Annotated in this window: 17 protein-coding genes; 8 read left to right on the top strand and 9 right to left on the bottom strand. The window is 69.4% G+C overall.

Going from position 1 to position 17,230, the window contains the following annotated elements:
- Positions 1-48: 48 nt before the first annotated feature.
- On the bottom strand, positions 49-528 hold the full coding sequence (locus ABD798_RS15550) for a hypothetical protein (protein ID WP_344875250.1): 480 nt from the start codon (positions 526-528) through the stop codon (positions 49-51).
- Positions 529-638: 110 nt separating this feature from the next.
- On the opposite strand from ABD798_RS15550, the gene ABD798_RS15545 reads away from it, so the two are divergent.
- Positions 639-1,592: a TAXI family TRAP transporter solute-binding subunit gene (locus ABD798_RS15545; RefSeq protein ID WP_344875248.1), complete on the top strand. Its 954-nt coding sequence runs from the start codon at positions 639-641 to the stop codon at positions 1,590-1,592.
- 195 nt (positions 1,593-1,787) lie between these two features.
- Here ABD798_RS15545 and ABD798_RS15540 read toward each other — a convergent pair whose 3' ends face one another.
- Positions 1,788-3,197 carry a sensor histidine kinase gene (locus tag ABD798_RS15540; RefSeq protein WP_344875246.1) on the bottom strand — a complete coding sequence of 470 codons (1,410 nt, stop codon included), beginning with the start codon at positions 3,195-3,197 and terminating at the stop codon, positions 1,788-1,790.
- An 81-nt stretch (positions 3,198-3,278) separates the two neighbouring features.
- A complete protein-coding gene (locus ABD798_RS15535; protein WP_086828266.1) occupies positions 3,279-3,947 on the bottom strand; it encodes a response regulator transcription factor in 669 nt (222 codons plus the stop codon).
- A 168-nt stretch (positions 3,948-4,115) separates the two neighbouring features.
- Here ABD798_RS15535 and ABD798_RS15530 point away from each other — a divergent pair, with 168 nt between their 5' ends.
- The 5 genes from ABD798_RS15530 (at position 4,116) to ABD798_RS15510 (ending at position 8,421) form a co-directional block, all read left to right on the top strand.
- Positions 4,116-4,844, top strand: a complete 729-nt coding sequence (locus tag ABD798_RS15530; protein ID WP_344875770.1) for an amino acid ABC transporter ATP-binding protein — start codon at positions 4,116-4,118, stop codon at positions 4,842-4,844.
- A 67-nt stretch (positions 4,845-4,911) separates the two neighbouring features.
- A complete protein-coding gene (locus tag ABD798_RS15525) occupies positions 4,912-5,754 on the top strand; it encodes a glutamate ABC transporter substrate-binding protein (RefSeq protein WP_344875243.1) in 843 nt (280 codons plus the stop codon).
- A gap of 93 nt (positions 5,755-5,847) precedes the next feature.
- Positions 5,848-6,528: an amino acid ABC transporter permease gene (locus ABD798_RS15520; protein WP_344875241.1), complete on the top strand. Its 681-nt coding sequence runs from the start codon at positions 5,848-5,850 to the stop codon at positions 6,526-6,528.
- Entirely contained in the window at positions 6,525-7,445 is a 921-nt protein-coding gene (locus tag ABD798_RS15515) for an amino acid ABC transporter permease (RefSeq protein ID WP_344875239.1), read from the top strand. The genes ABD798_RS15520 and ABD798_RS15515 overlap by 4 nt, the downstream gene beginning before the upstream one ends.
- Before the next feature lie 43 nt (positions 7,446-7,488).
- Positions 7,489-8,421: a transporter substrate-binding domain-containing protein gene (locus ABD798_RS15510; protein ID WP_344875237.1), complete on the top strand. Its 933-nt coding sequence runs from the start codon at positions 7,489-7,491 to the stop codon at positions 8,419-8,421.
- 375 nt (positions 8,422-8,796) lie between these two features.
- Here the strand turns inward: ABD798_RS15510 and ABD798_RS15505 are convergent, their stop codons facing one another.
- From ABD798_RS15505 to ABD798_RS15490, 4 genes are all read right to left on the bottom strand, one after another.
- A complete protein-coding gene (locus ABD798_RS15505) occupies positions 8,797-9,543 on the bottom strand; it encodes a succinate dehydrogenase/fumarate reductase iron-sulfur subunit (RefSeq protein ID WP_344875235.1) in 747 nt (248 codons plus the stop codon).
- Positions 9,540-11,435, bottom strand: a complete 1,896-nt coding sequence (locus ABD798_RS15500) for a fumarate reductase/succinate dehydrogenase flavoprotein subunit (protein ID WP_344875234.1) — start codon at positions 11,433-11,435, stop codon at positions 9,540-9,542. The genes ABD798_RS15505 and ABD798_RS15500 overlap by 4 nt, the downstream gene beginning before the upstream one ends.
- A gap of 20 nt (positions 11,436-11,455) precedes the next feature.
- Positions 11,456-12,256 (bottom strand): hypothetical protein, encoded by an 801-nt coding sequence (locus ABD798_RS15495; RefSeq protein ID WP_344875232.1) that lies wholly within the window; start codon positions 12,254-12,256, stop codon positions 11,456-11,458.
- A 69-nt stretch (positions 12,257-12,325) separates the two neighbouring features.
- Positions 12,326-12,607, bottom strand: coding sequence for a hypothetical protein (locus tag ABD798_RS15490; RefSeq protein WP_344875230.1), 282 nt, complete (start codon positions 12,605-12,607; stop codon positions 12,326-12,328).
- Between the two features lie 326 nt (positions 12,608-12,933).
- Here ABD798_RS15490 and edd point away from each other — a divergent pair, with 326 nt between their 5' ends.
- Together edd and eda are read left to right on the top strand one after the other, a co-directional pair.
- Positions 12,934-14,796, top strand: coding sequence for a phosphogluconate dehydratase (edd, locus tag ABD798_RS15485; protein WP_344875228.1), 1,863 nt, complete (start codon positions 12,934-12,936; stop codon positions 14,794-14,796).
- A complete protein-coding gene (gene eda / locus ABD798_RS15480; RefSeq protein ID WP_344875226.1) occupies positions 14,793-15,416 on the top strand; it encodes a bifunctional 4-hydroxy-2-oxoglutarate aldolase/2-dehydro-3-deoxy-phosphogluconate aldolase in 624 nt (207 codons plus the stop codon). The genes edd and eda overlap by 4 nt, the downstream gene beginning before the upstream one ends.
- A 44-nt stretch (positions 15,417-15,460) precedes the next feature.
- Here eda and ABD798_RS15475 read toward each other — a convergent pair whose 3' ends face one another.
- The gene (locus ABD798_RS15475) at positions 15,461-16,132 is read right to left on the bottom strand and encodes an HAD family hydrolase (protein WP_344875224.1); all 672 of its coding nucleotides are present in this window, start codon (positions 16,130-16,132) and stop codon (positions 15,461-15,463) included.
- 345 nt (positions 16,133-16,477) lie between these two features.
- Positions 16,478-17,155: a regulatory protein RecX gene (locus ABD798_RS15470; RefSeq protein WP_344875222.1), complete on the bottom strand. Its 678-nt coding sequence runs from the start codon at positions 17,153-17,155 to the stop codon at positions 16,478-16,480.
- Positions 17,156-17,230: the final 75 nt, after the last annotated feature.

Raw genomic sequence — 17,230 nt, 5'->3', positions numbered from 1 at the left:
CCGCGAGGAGGTGCCCGTTGAGCATGGTAGGCACCGCGCGTCCGGCGGTCAGCGCAGGGCGGCCAGCTCGCTGACGTGACGCGACGGCTCACCGAGGAAGACCTCAGCGCTCGGCGTTCCATGAGCGATGTTGAAGGTGTCCATGCGGTAGGACCACTGACCGCCGCAGGAACACGGGCTCGCGAAGCGGTAGTTGACCTGCCACCGCAGCCACTCCCCGCGCGCGAGCCGCACCGCGGGCGGGCGACGCCTCCGCTTCGGCATGCCGTACGGCGACACGACCAGCTCGACCCTCAGCAGGCCGTCGACCTCGCGGAGCTGAACGCCCACGTCAGACACGTCTTCCCGGGTCGTGGACCTCGGGGAGAACTCGTCGTGCTCATCCATCAGGACCTCGTGCGCGAACGGCGCCCGTGTGCTCGGCGGCAGCGCGAAGGCGACGGGAGCGGCATTGCGGCGCGCGGCCTCCTCACCGCCGCGAGACCGCTTGGTCCACGACGTGCGCACGAGCTGGAGCACCGCTTCCACCGGGCGATCGTGGGCCATCGGCGGCCGGGACCGCCACCGAATTCGCCCGCTCACCGAACTCGTCATTGATCTGGAATTGATATGGGCCGTTGTCCTGGCACCATGTGCGGGTGCTTCGGAGGACAACGCTGACGGCCCTCGTCCTTGTGGTGGCGAGCCTGCTCGCCGGCTGCCAGGCGAGCTTCGCCGACCTGCGGCTCAAGGTGGCGGCGGGCGCCCGCGGCGGCGTCTACTACGGGCTGAGCAACACCCTCGCCACGGTGTGGAGCCGCCAGCTGGCGATCCGGCCACCGGAGGTGCTGGCCACCGAGGGCTCGGTGGACAACCTGCGGATGCTGCGCGAGGGCCGTGCGCAGGTCGGCTTCTCGCAGGGCGACACCGCCTCCGACGAGTTCGCGCGGGAGGCCACCAACCCGGCGCTCGCGGCCAACGGGCTGCGCACGCTGACCCGGATGCACGACGACTACCTGCAGATCGTGGTGCGCGCCGACTCCCCCATGCGCAAGCTCTCCGACCTGCGCGGCAAGCGCGTGTCGATCGGCGCGATGAACTCCGGCGTCCAGGTCATCGCGCAGCGCCTGCTGGACACGGCGAAGGTGCGGGTGGAGAAGGACCTCGTCGCGGTGCAGTACGGCGTCGCCGACTCCGCGACCGCGCTGCGCGAGGGCCGCATCGACGCGTTCTTCTGGTCCGGCGGCCTGCCGACCGAGGCGGTGGGCGCGCTGTCGAAGGCGGTCAAGCTGCGCATGATCGACCTCTCCGACGTGCTGCCGGAGCTGCGCAAGCGCTATCCCGGCTACGGGGCGGCGAGCCTGCCCGCCTCCATCTACGACCTCGCCTCCGGGCCGGTGGCGACCCTGGTGGTGCGCAACTTCCTCGTGGTGACGGCCTCGATGCGCGACGACGTGGCCGAAGCGCTGACCAGCAGCGTCTACGCCTCGCTGCCCGATCTGGTCAGCGCGAACTCGGCGGCGCGCACCATAGACGTGCGCGGAGCAGTGGAGACCGACCCGCTCCCGCTGCACCCCGGCGCCGTCAACTACTACCGCTCGGCGAAGCTCTAAGCCCCCGGGCGACCGGCCCGAGGTGTGCGGCGGCGCGCAGGGGTTCGCCGGTCTTCAAGACCACCCAACCCCCACCCCAACCGTCTCCAACGACAGCAAACCCCGCAAGGCCGCCGGGTTCGAGGCGGTTGACGATGATCGACGGAGGGGTTCGCCGGTCTTGAAGACCCCCCACCCCGCACGGGACCGGGCGGGCTAGCGGATCGAGCGGATCGAGCGCTCCGGCGGGGCCAGCGGCATGGTCACCACGACGCGCAGGCCGCCGCCCTTGGGCAGCTCCAGGCGGACGTTGCCGTCGACGCGCGCCACGATCCGGGTCACGATCGCCAGGCCGAGACCGGAACCGGGCACGTTCTGGTGGCTCGGGCTGCGCCAGAACCGGTCGGTCGCCCGCTCCAGCTCCTTCTGCCGCAGGCCGGGTCCCTCGTCGCGCACGCTGAGCTCGACGCGGTTGTCCACCCGCCGCGCGCCCACCTCGACGACGGTGCCGTCGTGGGTGAACTTCAGCGCGTTGTCCAGCAGCGCGTCCAGGATGCCCTCCATACCGCGCGGGGTGAGCATCGCGACGAGGTCGGTCTCGCCGGTCTGCACCAGCTCGACGTGCCGGGAGTCGGCGACCGCGCTCCACGCCTGCAACCGCTCGATGACGATGTCGTCGACGTCGATCGGCACCGGCTCCAGCGAGCTGGCCTCGGCCCGCGCCATCACCAGCAGCTCGTCCAGCAGGCGGTTCAGCCGGTCGGTCTCCTCGATGGCGGCCTCGTGGTGCACCTCCGCCTCGGCGTCGACGTGGCCCTCCAGGTTGCCCAGCCGCAGCCGCAGCGCGGTGAGCGGGTTGCGCAGCTGGTGCGAGGCGTCGGCGACGAAGGCCCGCTGCGCGGCCAGCACGTCCCCGACCGCCGCGGCCATCTGTTCGAAGGAGCGGGTCAGCATCCGCAGCTCCGGCGGGCCGCCGTTGCCGCCGACCGGCTCCACCGGGCGCCCCATGACCAGCGCGGTCACCATCTTCCCCGTGGCCTGGTCCAGTCGCTGCACCGGCTTGAGGATCCAGCGGACCACCGGCAGCGCGAACAGGATGCCCGCGCCGAGCGCCAGCAGGCTGCCCAGCAGCAGCGCGCCCCACCACACGACGACCCGCCCGCGCGCCGACGACGTCGGCGAGATGATCAGCGCGGCGCCGCGCACCTCGCCGTCGGCCAGCACCGGGGCGGCCAGCACCAGCGGCGCGTCGTGCCACGGCAGCATCAGCTCGCCCGGCTCGGAGTGCCGCCCGGCCAGCGCGAGGCCGACGCGGTCGATCACCTCGCGGTCGGTCAGCTCCAGGCCCGGCCGCGAGCGCGCGACCACGGTGCCGTCCCGGTCGGTGATGGCCACCGCGATCCGGTAGACCTCGTCGTAGCGGCGCAGCTCGCGCTCGATCACCGAGGGCTGGTCGTCGATGATCGGCCGCTGGGCCAGCGACGCGAAGCGGGTGACGTCGGTCAGCCGGTCCAGGAACAACCGCTGCTGCTCAGCACCCGCCACCGTGGCCGCGAGCGGGACGCCGAGCCCCGCGAGCACGAGCACGAGCAGGGACAGCACCGTCGTCAGCAACCGGGAACGCACCCGACCACCCTTCCAGCGGCACCCACTGCCGCGAAACCCTTACCGGACACCCGAACCACAGCGAAGATCCACTCGATCGGGTTACCCGGCCGGGGTCGCGGCGGCGAGGCGGTAGCCCACCCCGCGCACGGTCTCGATGAGGTCCGGGCGGCCGAGCTTGGTGCGCAGCGTGGCCACGTGCACGTCCAGCGTCCGGTTCACCCCTGACCAGGTCCGGCCCCAGACCTCGGAGATGATCCGCTCCCGCGTGCACACCGAGCCGCGCGCGGCCACCAGCAGCGCGAGCATCTGGAACTCCTTGCGGGACAAGGCGATCGCCTCGCCCGAAACGCGAACCTCGTGCCGGTTCAGGTGCACCTCGACATCACCGATCTTGACGACGTCGTCGGTGCCCGCGTGGCCGCGGCGGCGGCGCACCGCCTGCACCCGCGCCATCAGCTCGCCCACGTCGTAGGGCTTCACCAGGTAGTCGTCCGCGCCCGCGTGCAGCCCGAGGATGCGGTCGTCGACCTCTCCTCTGGCGGAGACGACGATGATCGCCACATCGCTGGCCGCCCTGATCGCGCGGCACAGCGCGACACCGTCCACATCGGGCAGTCCGAGGTCCAGTAACACCACGTCCACATCGGACAGGCTCTCCAGGACTCCCTTACCGCCGGGCAGCCGGGACACGGTCATCCCGCGCCTGGTGAGGGCCGGTTCCAGCGCCTCGGCGACGCGGTCGTCGTCCTCGACGAGCAGTACCCTCACGGGTGGTACCTCCCTTGAGCCTGCGAGGCTCATCCGTGACAGAGTTGAGACCCTAAGTCTTGCTCAACCGATCTGGACTGGTGTGGTCACCCACACCTAGGTTTCCGCCAACTGAATCACCCTTGTCGACGAGGAGCGCCGATGACCGCAGCTGCCCCCACCCCGCCGATGATCCGGATGGCGGGAGTGGACAAGCATTTCGGGCCGCTGCACGTGCTCAGGGGCATCAACATCGAAGTGCCCAAGGGTCAGGTGGTGGTGGTACTCGGTCCGTCCGGCTCTGGCAAGTCCACGCTGTGCCGGACCATCAACCGTCTCGAACCGATCGATTCCGGTGACATCGAGGTCGACGGCGACCGCCTGCCCGAGGAGGGCAAGGCGCTCGCCGCGCTGCGCGCCGACGTGGGCATGGTCTTCCAGCAGTTCAACCTCTTCTCGCACAAGACCATCATCGAGAACGTGATGCTCGCGCCGATGAAGGTCAGGGGCGTCAAGCAGGACGAGGCCCGCAAGCTCGCCCAGCAGCTGCTGGAGCGGGTCGGCATCGCCAACCAGGCCGACAAGTACCCCGCGCAGCTCTCCGGCGGTCAGCAGCAGCGGGTGGCCATCGCCCGCGCGCTGGCGATGAAGCCGAAGGTGATGCTCTTCGACGAGCCCACCTCCGCGCTGGACCCGGAGATGGTCAACGAGGTCCTGGACGTGATGACCACGCTGGCCAAGGAGGGCATGACCATGCTCGTGGTCACCCACGAGATGGGCTTCGCCCGCAAGGCGGCCGACCGCGTGGTGTTCATGGCCGACGGCGAGATCGTCGAGGACACCACCCCGGAAGAGTTCTTCACCGCCCCCAGCTCCGATCGCGCCAAGGACTTTCTCGGCAAGATCCTGCCGCACTGATCATCCTGATAGCAGGCGGACGCGGGCGGCGTCCGAGAGAGTCAGCAGAGTCGAAAGAAGGAAGCAGATGCGTTTCAGCAAGGGACTGCGGATCGGTGCGGCGGTCGCCGCGCTCGCGGTGCTGGCGGCCTGTGGCGGTGGCAAGAGCGGCGGCGGTGGCGACAACCTCGTCGAGAAGGCCAAGAGCAGCAAGAAGCTCGTCATCGGCGTCAAGATCGACCAGAACGGCCTCGGCCTGAAGACGCCGGACGGCAAGTTCGTCGGCTTCGACATCGACGTGGCGAAGTACATCGCCAAGGAGCTGGGTGTCGAGGAGAGCGGCCTGACCTTCGTCGAGGCCCAGTCCTCCCAGCGCGAGTCGATGATCAAGAAGGGTGACGTCGACTTCATCGCCGCCACCTACTCGATCACCGACAAGCGCAAGGAGGAGGTCTCCTTCGCGGGGCCGTACCTGCTTCCCGGCCAGGACCTGCTGGTGCGCGCGGACGACAACTCGATCACCGGCCCCGAGTCGCTCAACGGCAAGAACCTCTGCTCGGTCAAGGGTTCGACCTCGGCGCAGGCGGTCAAGGACAAGTTCGCCAACCAGGCGCAGCTCAAGGAGTACGGCGGCTACTCCGAGTGCCTGACCGGTGTGGAGAACAAGGCGCTGGACGCGGTCTCCACCGACGACTCGATCCTCGCGGGCCTGTCGGCGGCCAACCCCGGCAAGTTCAAGCTGGTCGGCAAGCCCTTCACCAAGGAGCGCATCGGCGTCGGCCTGAAGAAGGGCGACACCGTCGGTCGCGACGCCATCAACAAGGCGCTGGAGAAGATGTACGCCGACGGTTCCTGGAAGGCCTCGCTGGAGAAGCACCTCGGCCCGTCGGGCTACAAGATCCCGAGCCCGCCGGAGATCACCGAGAAGTGACCTCCTAGCGCCACAAGTTCGTCAGACTCCGCTGTGCCGGGTGCGCACAACCGCACCCGGCACAGCGCTTTCAAGGACCCGCCGAGGGAGACCATGCTGGACTTTCTGAGCGAATACGACGTGCTCGGAGCGTTCTGGGGCACCGTGCAACTGACCTTCTACTCAGCGGTGGGCTCGCTCATCTGGGGAACCGTTCTCGCCGCGATGCGGGTGGCGCCCGCCCCGATCATGCGGGCCTTCGGCACCGGCTACGTCAACATCGTGCGCAACATCCCGCTCACGGTGATCATCATCGGCTGTTCGCTCGGTCTGAGCGACACGCTCGGCCTGGTCCTCGCCAAGCAGGGGTCCCCGACCTCGCTGGCGGACAACGGTTTCTGGCTCGCCGTGCTCGGGCTCGTCGCCTACACCGCGACGTTCGTCTGCGAGTCGCTGCGCTCGGGCATCAACACCGTCCCGGTCGGCCAGGCCGAGGCCTCCAGGGCGCTCGGCCTCGGCTTCACCCAGACCCTGACCATCGTGGTGCTGCCGCAGGCCTTCCGCTCCGTGGTGGCGCCGCTGGCCAGCGTGCTGATCGCGCTGACGAAGAACACCACGGTCGCCAGCGCCATCGGCGTCGCCGAGGCCTCGCTGCTGATGGCGGAGATGGTCGAGAACGAGAGCGACGCCCTGCTGCTGGTCTTCGCGACCTTCGCGCTCGGCTTCGTGGCCCTGACCCTGCCCACCGGCCTGCTGCTGGGCGCCCTCGCCAAGAAGGTGGCGGTGAAGCGATGAGCGCCCCCTCCGTCCTCTACGACGCCCCCGGCCCCAAGGCCAGGGCCCGCAACATCGGCTACACCGTCGTCTTCGGTGTCGTCGCGGTCGCCCTCGCCTGGTGGGTCCTGGCCACGCTGAGCGAGAAGGGGCAGCTCGCCCCCGAGCTGTGGTCGCCGTTCGTCAGCGACGGCCGGGTCTGGACGCAGTTCCTGCTGCCGGGCCTCGGCAACACCCTCTTCGCCGCGTTCCTGTCCGTGGTGCTCGCCCTGCCGATCGGCTTCGTCTTCGGCATCGCCCGGCTGTCGGACCACAAGTGGATCCGCGTGCCCGCGGGTGCGGTGGTGGAGTTCTTCCGCGCCATCCCGGTGCTGCTGCTGATGGTCTTCGCCTCCGAGCTGTTCTCGCTCTACACCGACCTCGACCGCGACTCCAGGCCGCTGTTCGCCGTGGTGACCGGTCTGGTGCTGTACAACGGCTCGGTCATGGCCGAGATCGTCCGCGCGGGCATCCTGTCCCTGCCGAGCGGCCAGGGCGAGGCAGCCTCCGCGCTGGGCCTGCGCAAGGGCCAGACCATGCGGATCGTCCTGCTGCCGCAGGCGGTCACGGCGATGCTGCCGGCCATCGTCAGCCAGCTCGTGGTCATCCTCAAGGACACCGCGCTCGGCGGCGCGATCCTGACCTTCTCCGAGCTGCTGCGCACGATCCGGCCGATCGCGGCGAACTACCACAACAACGTCATCGCGACCCTGGTCGTCGTCGGCCTGATCTACGTCGTGATGAACACCCTGCTGACCACCTTCGCCACCTGGCTGGAGAAGCGGCTGTCCCGCAGGGGCCGTCCGACGGTCGGCGGCGGCCCGATCGAGGAGCAGGCACCCGGCATGGAGTTCACCGGTATGCGGACCGGCGAGAACACGGGAGGTGGCACCCTCTAGGGTGCTCTGGACCCGGTACGACCCGCGAGGGGGAGAAATGCCCATGCACCGTCGATCCGCACTCGCTGCGGCGGTCGTGATGGGGGTTCTCCCCCTCGCGGCGTGTGGTGGCGGTTCGTCCGAGACGCCGACGCCCACCGAGGCGCCGAGGACCTCGGTCACCGAGGACGGCTCCGGCTCGCCGACGATCGACAAGATCCGGCAGAACGGGCGCCTGCTCATGGGCACCACCGACAGCCTGCCGGGGGTGTCGGTGCAGGAACAGGGCAACGGCAAGTACTCCGGCTTCGACACGCAGCTGTCGGCGGCCATCGCCAAGGAGATCGGTCTCAAGGACCCGGACCCGGTGCGCTACCGATCCGCGAGCCTGGACACCCGGCTGAACTCGCTGCGCAGCGGTGACGTGGACCTGGTGGTCGGCGCCATCAAGACCAACCAGCCGCAGCCGCAGATCGCCTTCGTCGGCCCGTACCTGAAGGTGGCGCAGGACCTGCTGGTCCGCTCCGACAGCGGGATCACCACGGCCGCCCAGCTCGCCGACAAGCCGGTGTGCGTGGTCGCCGAGACCGGCGCGGCGCAGAAGCTCAAGGCCGCGCGGGTGACGCAGAACGTGGTCGAGGAGAACCTGGGCAGCCGCTGCGTGGAGTCCTTGCAGGCGGGCCGCGTCTCGGCCTTCTCCGCCGACGACGCAGTGCTGCGCGGCTACGCGGGGCAGGCCAAGGGCGCGTTGAAGGTCCTCGGCGTCAAGCTCACCGACGAGGGCTACTACATCGGCATCCCGGCGCGCGACAAGGAACTCCGGCGCCAGCTCGAAGCGATGCTGAAGAAGGCGTTCCAGGACGGTTCCTGGGCGCGGATGTACGGCGAGGTCTACGGCACCGCCGAGCCCGCCCCCACCCCGCCCGTGCTGAGCCCGGCGCCCGTCACCACCACGCCCTCCAGCACCACCGCCACGACCACCCCTCCCCCGCGCTAACCGCTGTCCTGCGAGCGGCTGAGCCGCGCGTCCCAACCGCAGAGCCGCCGGGGTCCGCCAGTCTTCAAGACCACCAAACCCCCTTCTCGATCATCGCCAACCGCCACAAAACCCCCGGCGCTCGGTGAGGGTTCGCCGTCGTCACGAAGGCGCGAGGCATAGCCCAAGTCGTCGCCACAACACCGAGCGCGCGAGCGAGGGTGGCTTTCGTACGCCTGGGGGTCCCCCCGCTTTCAAGCGTGGCGCGCAGTGGTGGTGGACGACAACCGCGTGGGCGGGGTGGGCGGATCTCCGCTCACCACGTCGGCGGGAGTTGTGTACCCAATGTGGCATTTGTTACGTCAGACGCAACAAATGCCACATTGGGTACAACGGTCACTTCTTGCGGATGCGGCGGAACAGGTGCTGGAGCGGGTCGTAGCGGCGGTCCGCCACGCGCTCCTTCAAGGGGATCAGCGCGTTGTCGGTGATCTGGATGTGCTCGGGGCAGACGTCGGTGCAGCACTTGGTGATGTTGCAGAAACCAAGCCCGTGGTCGGCCTGAGCGGTCTCCACGCGGTCCTCGGTGTCCAGCGGGTGCATCTCCAGCTCTGAGATGCGCATGAGGAACCTGGGGCCGGAGAAGGACTGCTTGTTCTCCTCGTGGTCACGGACGACGTGGCAGGTGTTCTGGCACAGGAAGCACTCGATGCACTTGCGGAACTCCTGCGAGCGCTCCACGTCGACCTGCTGCATGCGGTACTCGCCCGGCTTCAGCCCCTCCGGCGGCTTGAACGAGGGGACCTCGCGCGCCTTCGTGTAGTTGTAGGACACGTCGGTCACGAGGTCGCGGATCACCGGGAACGTGCGCAGCGGCGTCACGGTGATCGTTTCTTCCTCGGTGAAGGTGGACATGCGGGTCATGCACAGCAGGCGCGGGCGGCCGTTGATCTCCGCCGAGCACGAGCCGCACTTGCCCGCCTTGCAGTTCCACCGCACCGCGAGATCGGGCGCCTGCGTTGCCTGGAGGCGGTGGATGATGTCGAGGACGACCTCACCCTCGTTGACCTCCACCACGAAGTCGGTCAGCTCGCCGCCCTCGTCGTCCCCGCGCCACACGCGGAAGTTCGCCTTGTAGCTCATGGAAGCTCCCGGTGTCCGGCCAGTTCGGGGTCGGTGTAGTACTTCTGCAGCTCCTCGCGCTCGAAGAGGTCGAGCAGGTCCGAGCGCATCTCCAGCTGCGGCAGGCTGGTCACCGAGACCCCGTCGCCCTCCACCTCGCAGCGCAGCAACTGCTTGCGCCACAACGGGTCCATGCCGGGGAAGTCGTCGCGGGTGTGCCCGCCCCTGCTCTCCGTGCGCAGCAGCGCGGCCCTGGCGACGCACTCGCTGACCAGGATCATGTTGCGCAGGTCGATCGCCAGGTGCCAGCCGGGGTTGAACTGCCGGTGCCCCTCGACCGCGGCGTTGCGCGCGCGGACCTTGAACTCCTCCAGCTTCTCCAGCGCCTTCTCGATCTCGCCGCCCTTGCGGATGATGCCGACGAGGTCGTTCATCGACTGCTGCAGCTCGGTGTGCACCGTGTACGGGTTCTCCACCTCACCGCCCTCGGCCGCGTCGAACGGGGCCTGCGCCCACCGCGCCGCACTGTCCACATCGGACTGCTGGATCGACGGCCTCGCCGCGAGACCGTCCACATAGGACGATGCCCCGAGCCCTGCCCTGCGCCCGAACACCAGCAGGTCCGACAGCGAGTTGCCGCCGAGCCGGTTCGAGCCGTGCATGCCGCCCGCGACCTCGCCCGCGGCGAACAGCCCCGGCACGGTGGACTGCGCGGTGTCCGGCTCGACCTCGACGCCGCCCATGACGTAGTGGCAGGTCGGGCCGACCTCCATCGCCTCGGCCGTGATGTCGACGTCGGCCAGCTCCTTGAACTGGTGGTGCATCGACGGCAGCCTGCGCCGGATCTCCTCGGCGGGCAGGCGCGTTGACACGTCGAGGAAAACGCCGCCGTGCGGGGTTCCGCGCCCGGCCTTGACCTCGGAGTTGATCGCACGCGCGACCTCGTCCCGGGGCAGCAGCTCAGGGGGCCTGCGGTTGCTGTCCGGGTCGGTGTACCAGCGGTCGGCCTCGGCCTCGTTGTCGGCGTACTTGTCCTTGAACACCTCGGGGATGTAGTCGAACATGAACCGGCGGCCCTCGGAGTTGCGCAGCACGCCGCCGTCCCCGCGCACCGACTCGGTGACCAGGATGCCCTTCACGCTGGGCGGCCAGACCATCCCCGTGGGGTGGAACTGGATGAACTCCATGTTGATCAGGCTGGCCCCCGCGCGCAGTGCGAGCGCGTGACCGTCGCCGGTGTACTCCCAGGAGTTCGAGGTCACCTTGAAGGACTTGCCGATGCCGCCCGTGGCCAGCACGACCGCGGGCGCCTCGAAGAGCACGAAGCGGCCCGTCTCCCGCCAGTAGCCGAAACCGCCCGCGATCGCATCGCCGTCCTTGAGCAGCTCGGTGATCGTGCACTCGGCGAAGACCCTGATGCGCGCCTCGTAGTCACCGGTGGCGCGGAAGTCCTGCTGCTGCAACGACACGATCTGCTGCTGGAGGCTGCGGATCAGTTCCAGGCCGGTGCGGTCGCCGACGTGCGCGAGCCTCGGGTACTCGTGCCCGCCGAAGTTGCGCTGGCTGATCCTGCCGTCCTTGGTGCGGTCGAACAGCGCGCCGTAGGTCTCCAGCTCCCACACGCGGTCCGGGGCCTCGCGCGCGTGCAGCTCGGCCATCCGCCAGTTGTTGAGGAACTTCCCGCCGCGCATGGTGTCGCGGAAGTGGACCTGCCAGTTGTCCCGGGAGTTCACGTTGCCCATCGCGGCGGCGATACCGCCCTCGGCCATCACGGTGTGGGCCTTGCCGAACAGCGACTTGCAGACGATCGCGACGCGCTTGCCCTGTTCCCGCGCCTCGATCGCCGCGCGCAGCCCGGCCCCACCGGCACCGATCACCACGACGTCGTAGGCGTGGCGCTCGATCTCAGTCATAGAAGCAAAACCCTCGCTCTTCAGTTGAACAACCGCAGGTCCGTCAGCACGCCGCTGGCCACCAGCGCCACGTAGAGGTCGGTGAGCCCGACGGAGATCAACGAGGCCCAGGCGAGCTGCATGTGCTTGCCGTTGAGCTTGGAGACCATCGTCCAGAGCCGGTACCGGACCGGGTGGCGGGAGAAGTGGGTCAGCTTGCCGCCGACGATGTGCCTGCACGAGTGGCAGGACAGGGTGTAGGCCCAGATCAACGAGACGTTGACCAGCATGATCAGCGTGCCGAGCCCGACACCGACGCCACCGTCGGCGCCCTTGAAGGCGATCACCGCGTCGTAGGTGAGCACGCCCGCGACGGGGATCGCCGCGTAGAAGAAGTACCGGTGCAGGTTCTGCATCACCAGCGGGAAACGCCGCTCACCGGTGTACTTCGCGTGCGGTTCGGCCACCGCGCACGCGGGCGGGGACAGCCAGAACGAGCGGTAGTAGGCCTTGCGGTAGTAGTAGCAGGTGAACCGGAACCCGAGCACGAAGGGCAGCACGAACAGCGGTGGCGTGATCAGCCAGCCCAGGTCCGGGAACCACCTGCCGAAGTGCGCCGCGCCCTCGACGCAGGCGTCGGACAGGCACGGCGAGTAGAACGGCGCGAGGTAGTTGTACTGGGGAACCCAGTAGTTCGCGTTGGAGAAGGTGCGGACGAGACCGTAGACGACGAACGCCGTCAGCCCCGCAGCGGTCAACAACGGCGACAGCCACCACCGGTCGGTGCGAAGCGTGCGCGCCTCGATGCGCGCCCGGCCGGTGGGGCCGGTTGAAGCGGTCATAGTGTCCTCGGTCTGCGCGGTCGGGACACCAGTCCTACGGACGGCAGGACCCGACCGCGGACCGAACGCTCATCTGCGGTGCGGGCGATAACCTCCGACGCCTTCGTCGTCCGCGCCGTCCCACAGCTGCGGGTCGTACGGCGTGTCCGGGACGACGACCATCTCGGCGTGCCTCGGCATGGGGGCCATGCGCCCGCCTGCCAGCTCGGCGGCGTCGATCTCCAGCCGTTCGATGTCGTTCGCGATGCGTCGCACAGCAGGGGTGTCGCCGTACCGCCCGCGGAGAGCGGACATCGTCTGGCGCAGCTCGTCGATGGAGCGTTGCAGGGCAGTCAGTTCCGTGTTCGGCATGCCGAACACCTCCGTCGGCGCATCGTGGTGGTGGGCAGACTCTGCACCCGCTCACCCCCGTGTGACAAGGGACACACGCCGCGAACCCCCATTGATCGCAACGGTGATCGAGATCACCCTCAAGGCGGCGCGGCGTCGCTACAAGAGAGTGACCTGCGGCACAGCGTTTCCGCAACCGGGATGTCAACCTTCTGGATCGTTTTTGTGGTTACCTACGTGTAACCCGTAGAGTGTGAGGTCTGTCGCACCCGAGTGGCGCCATCGTCGTCGTCAACCGGCCCGAAACACCCCTTTCGAGTCCGTGACAACGACGAGGAGATCCGTAGATGAACGCGCCCTTGCACCCGGCGATCGCCGCGGTGACCGAGCGCATCGCAGCCCGCAGCGAACGCACCCGCTCCGCGTACCTGCGCAAGATCGCCGCCGCCGCGTCCGAGGGCCCGGCCCGTGGCGCACTGGGCTGCAGCAACTTCGCGCACGGCTTCGCGGGCTGCCTCGGCGAGGACAAGCAGTCCCTGCGCGAGCTGCGCGGCGCCAACGTCGCGATCGTCTCCTCCTACAACGACATGCTCTCCGCCCACCAGCCGTTCGCGGAGTACCCGGACTGGCTGAAGGACTCCATCCGCGCGGCGGGCGGTGTCGCGCAGTTCGCCGGCGGTGTGCCCGCGATGTGCGACGGCATCACCCAGGGCCGCGCGGGCATGGAGATGTCGCTGTTCAGCCGCGAGGTCATCGCGATGGCGACCGGTGTCGCGCTGTCGCACGACATGTTCGACGCCGCGCTGCTGCTGGGCGTCTGCGACAAGATCGTGCCCGGCCTGATGATCGCGGCGCTGTCCTTCGGGCACCTGCCGACGATGCTGATCCCCGCCGGCCCCATGGCCTCCGGCCTGTCCAACCCGGAGAAGAGCGCTGTCCGCCAGCTCTTCGCCGAGGGCCGTGCTGACACCAAGAACCTGCTCGACGCCGAGGCCGCCTCGTACCACTCGCCCGGCACGTGCACGTTCTACGGCACCGCGAACTCCAACCAGCTCGTCATGGAGGTCATGGGCATGCACCTGCCCGGCGCCTCCTTCGTCGCGCCCAACACACCGTTGCGCCGCGCGCTGACCGAGCACGCTGGGCGCCGTGTGCTGGAGATGACCAACGGCGGCGACGAGTTCACACCGGTCGGTGAACTGGTCGATGAGCGCGTTGTCGTCAACGGCGTCGTGTCGCTGCTGGCAACCGGTGGCTCGACCAACCACACGATGCACCTGGTCGCCATCGCGGCGGCTGCGGGCATCAAGCTCACGTGGGACGACTTCTCCGACCTGTCAGCGGTCGTCCCACTGTTGACCCGCGTGTACCCCAACGGTTCCGCGGACATCAACCACTTCCACGCCGCAGGCGGTGTGCCGTACCTCGTCGGGCAGCTGCTCGACGCCGGTCTGGTGCACGGCGACGTGAAGACGGTCGCGGGCTTCGGGCTCGACCGCTACCGCCAGCAGCCCGAGGTGGTCGACGGAGAGCTGCGGTGGGTCGACGCGCCTGCGGTTAGCGGTGATGAGTCGGTGCTTCGCCCGCACACCAAGCCTTTCGCGGCCGACGGTGGACTGCGTGTGCTGCACGGCAACCTGGGCAACGCGGTCATCAAGGTGTCGGCGGTGAAGCCGGAGCACCGGATCGTGCTCGCTCCCGCGCGCGTGTTCACCGACCAGGCCCAGTTCAGCGCCGCGTTCCGGGCTGGCGAGTTCACCGGCGACATGGTCGTCGTACTGCGCAACCAGGGGCCGAAGGCCAACGGCATGCCGGAGCTGCACGGGCTCACCCCGTCGCTGGGTGTGTTGCAGGACAGGGGTTTCAAGGTCGCGCTGGTGACCGACGGCCGGATGTCCGGCGCCTCCGGAAAGATCCCGGCGGCCATCCAGGTCACCCCGGAGGCCGCTGCGGGCGGACTGCTCGCCAAGGTGCGCGACGGTGACATGATCCGGCTGGACGCCGAGAACGGCGCGCTTGAGGTGCTGGTCGGCGACGCCGAACTGAACGCGCGCGAGATCGTCGACGGCCCGCCCAGCGACGACGAGTGGATCGGCACCGGACGCGAGCTGTTCACCGCGTTGCGCCGCGCGGTCGGCCCTGCCGACGGTGGCGCGATCGCGTTCGGCACGATGGACCAGAACCAGACGCACGTGGAGGCTTCCCGGTGACAACGTCACTCGAACTGCTCGACCTCTCCCCCGTCGTGCCGGTGGTGGTCATCGAGGACGAAGCGCACGCGGTGCCGCTGGCCCAAGCGCTGCTGCGCGGGGGCATCGGCGTCATCGAGGTCACCCTGCGCACGCCCGCCGCGCTGGCCGCGATCGAGCGGATCGCCGAAGAGGTTCCGGACATCGTGCTCGGCGCGGGCACCGTGACAGCCCCGGAGCACGCCGCCAAGTCCGCTGCGGCAGGCGCGCGGTTCCTCGTCACGCCCGGTACCACGGACACGCTGCTCGCGGCCGTGAAGGACACCGGGCTGCCGTTCCTGCCCGGCGCCGCCACTGTCTCCGAAGCGATGCGTTTGGCCGAGCAGGGTGTGGAGGCGCTGAAGTTCTTCCCCGCCGAGCCCAGCGGTGGCGCGGAGTTCCTCAAGGGCCTCGGCGGACCGCTCCCGCACCTGAGGTTCTGCCCGACCGGCGGCATCACCCCGCAGAGCGCGCCGAAGTACCTGGCGCTGCCGAACGTCGGCTGCGTCGGCGGTTCCTGGCTCACGCCGAAGTCCGCTGTGGTCGCGGGCGATTGGTCCGCCGTCGAGGCGCTCGCGAAGGAAGCCGCCGCGCTCCGCTGACACATCGCGCACGGGCGGTCGTCGCCGCCCGTGCGCGGACAGCCCTAGGCGGGCTGGATCAGTTGCAGGGCTTCGGGGATGGAGTCGGCGACAGGGGCTCCCGTGGCTTCCAGGGCCGCGCGGCTCATCACGCCGGTCGTGACGAGGACGCAGCGCGCGCCGACCTGCTGGGCCGCGAACGCGTCGTCCACCACGTCGCCGATGAGCACCGCGTCGGCCGGGTCGATCTCCTGCGCCTGGAGGTGGTGCGCGAGGTGGTCGGCCTTGGAGTCACCGCCCACCTCCGTGCGCAGGCCGTCCACGCGCTGGAAGAGGTCGAGCAGCCCCATCTCGGTGATCAGCGGGACGAGCCGGTCGTGGAACCACATCGACAGCAGCGACTGGGTGCGCCCCGCGTCCCGCCACTCGTGCAGCAGCTCAGGAACTCCGCGCGCGAGCCCGCACGTGTGCAGCAGCCGCTCGTAGCGGTCGTGGTAGAGCCCGTCGATCCGAGCCCAGTCGTCGGTGCTCAGCGGGCGGTCCAGAACGCGCTCGTAGCACTGGAGCAGCGGGCGGCTGAACAGTCCGCGCCACTCGTCCAGGGTGAGCGCTTGGCGACCGAACCCCGAGCAGACGTCGTTCACGGCGGCCAGCACCGCGTCGTTGTCGTCGAGCAGTGTCCCGTTCCAGTCCCAGACAATGTGCTTGGCGCTCAGCGCCATCCCAAGGCTCGTCACCGCACCGAGCCTAGGCACACCCCGCCCCGACCCCCAACGTGATTCCCGCCCCCGCTTTCCCCGTTCCGCACTCCTGGCGCCTGTCCCGTAAGTGGTTGCGCTGTGCATCCCGGTCACGGTGCCGCCGGGGTTGGGGTGTCTTCAAGACCCGCAAACCCCTCTGTTGATCATCGCTAACCGCCGCAAACCCTGCGGTCTTGCTTGAAGACCAACGAACCTGATGACTTGCAGGACAGAGCCTGACGGCCCCTGCGAGCGCCCTCTCCCGTGATGGGTACGGAACGGAATGAGACGCCGAAGCAGGAGTTCCGTCTTGTACTCCTGGCAGGTGCGGGGAAACGGGGGCTAGTCGTCCAGGAGGGTGGTTTCGGATCCTGCTTCGCGGAGTTCGTCGCGGACGACGCGGTAGGCCATGCCTTCGGGGTAGCCCTTGCGCGCGAGCATGCCGACGAGGCGGCGGACACGGGCGGTCTCGTCGACGCGGAGCACCGAGGGGATCTTGCGGCGGACCAGGGCGCGCGCCCGCTCCTCCTCGGCCTCACTGTCCACTGTGGACGCCGCTTCGGCCGCGGTCTCGCCGTCGACGCCCTTGCGGCGCAGTTCGGCGACGAGGGCGCGGCGGGCCATGCCCTGGTGGGTGTGCCGGGAGCGCACCCACAGCTCGGCGAACGCGGCGTCGTCGACCAGTTTGAGGTCGCTGTAGCGGTCGAGCACCGCCGCGATCACGTCCTCGGGGATCTCCTTGCGCCGCAACGCCTGTTCCAGCTCCACGCGGGTGCGAGGGCGCACCGTGAGCAGCCGCAGGCAGATGTCGCGCGCGTGCTCCACCGGGTCACGCGGAGCCTGCTGCCGACGCTCGGCCGAAGCACCCGTGCCATCGCCAGGGCCGGGGCCGTCGGGAGCGTCAGAGCCGGAGCGACCGGCAGCGGAACGGCCGGAGCGACCAGTGCCGGAGCGGCCAAAGCCGGAACCGCCGCCGAAACCGGAGCCGGAGCGGCGCCGGGGACGATCGGGCCGGGTCATGGGAGATCACCTCGGTCCTGGCGTTCCCTCCCGCCGGGGTGCCGGAGCACCTGGGCTCCCAGGCTCGGGAGCACC

This window comes from Allokutzneria multivorans (genome assembly GCF_039537405.1).
GTDB lineage: Bacteria > Actinomycetota > Actinomycetes > Mycobacteriales > Pseudonocardiaceae > Allokutzneria > Allokutzneria multivorans.
This window is presented reverse-complemented; position numbering and strand designations above follow the sequence as displayed.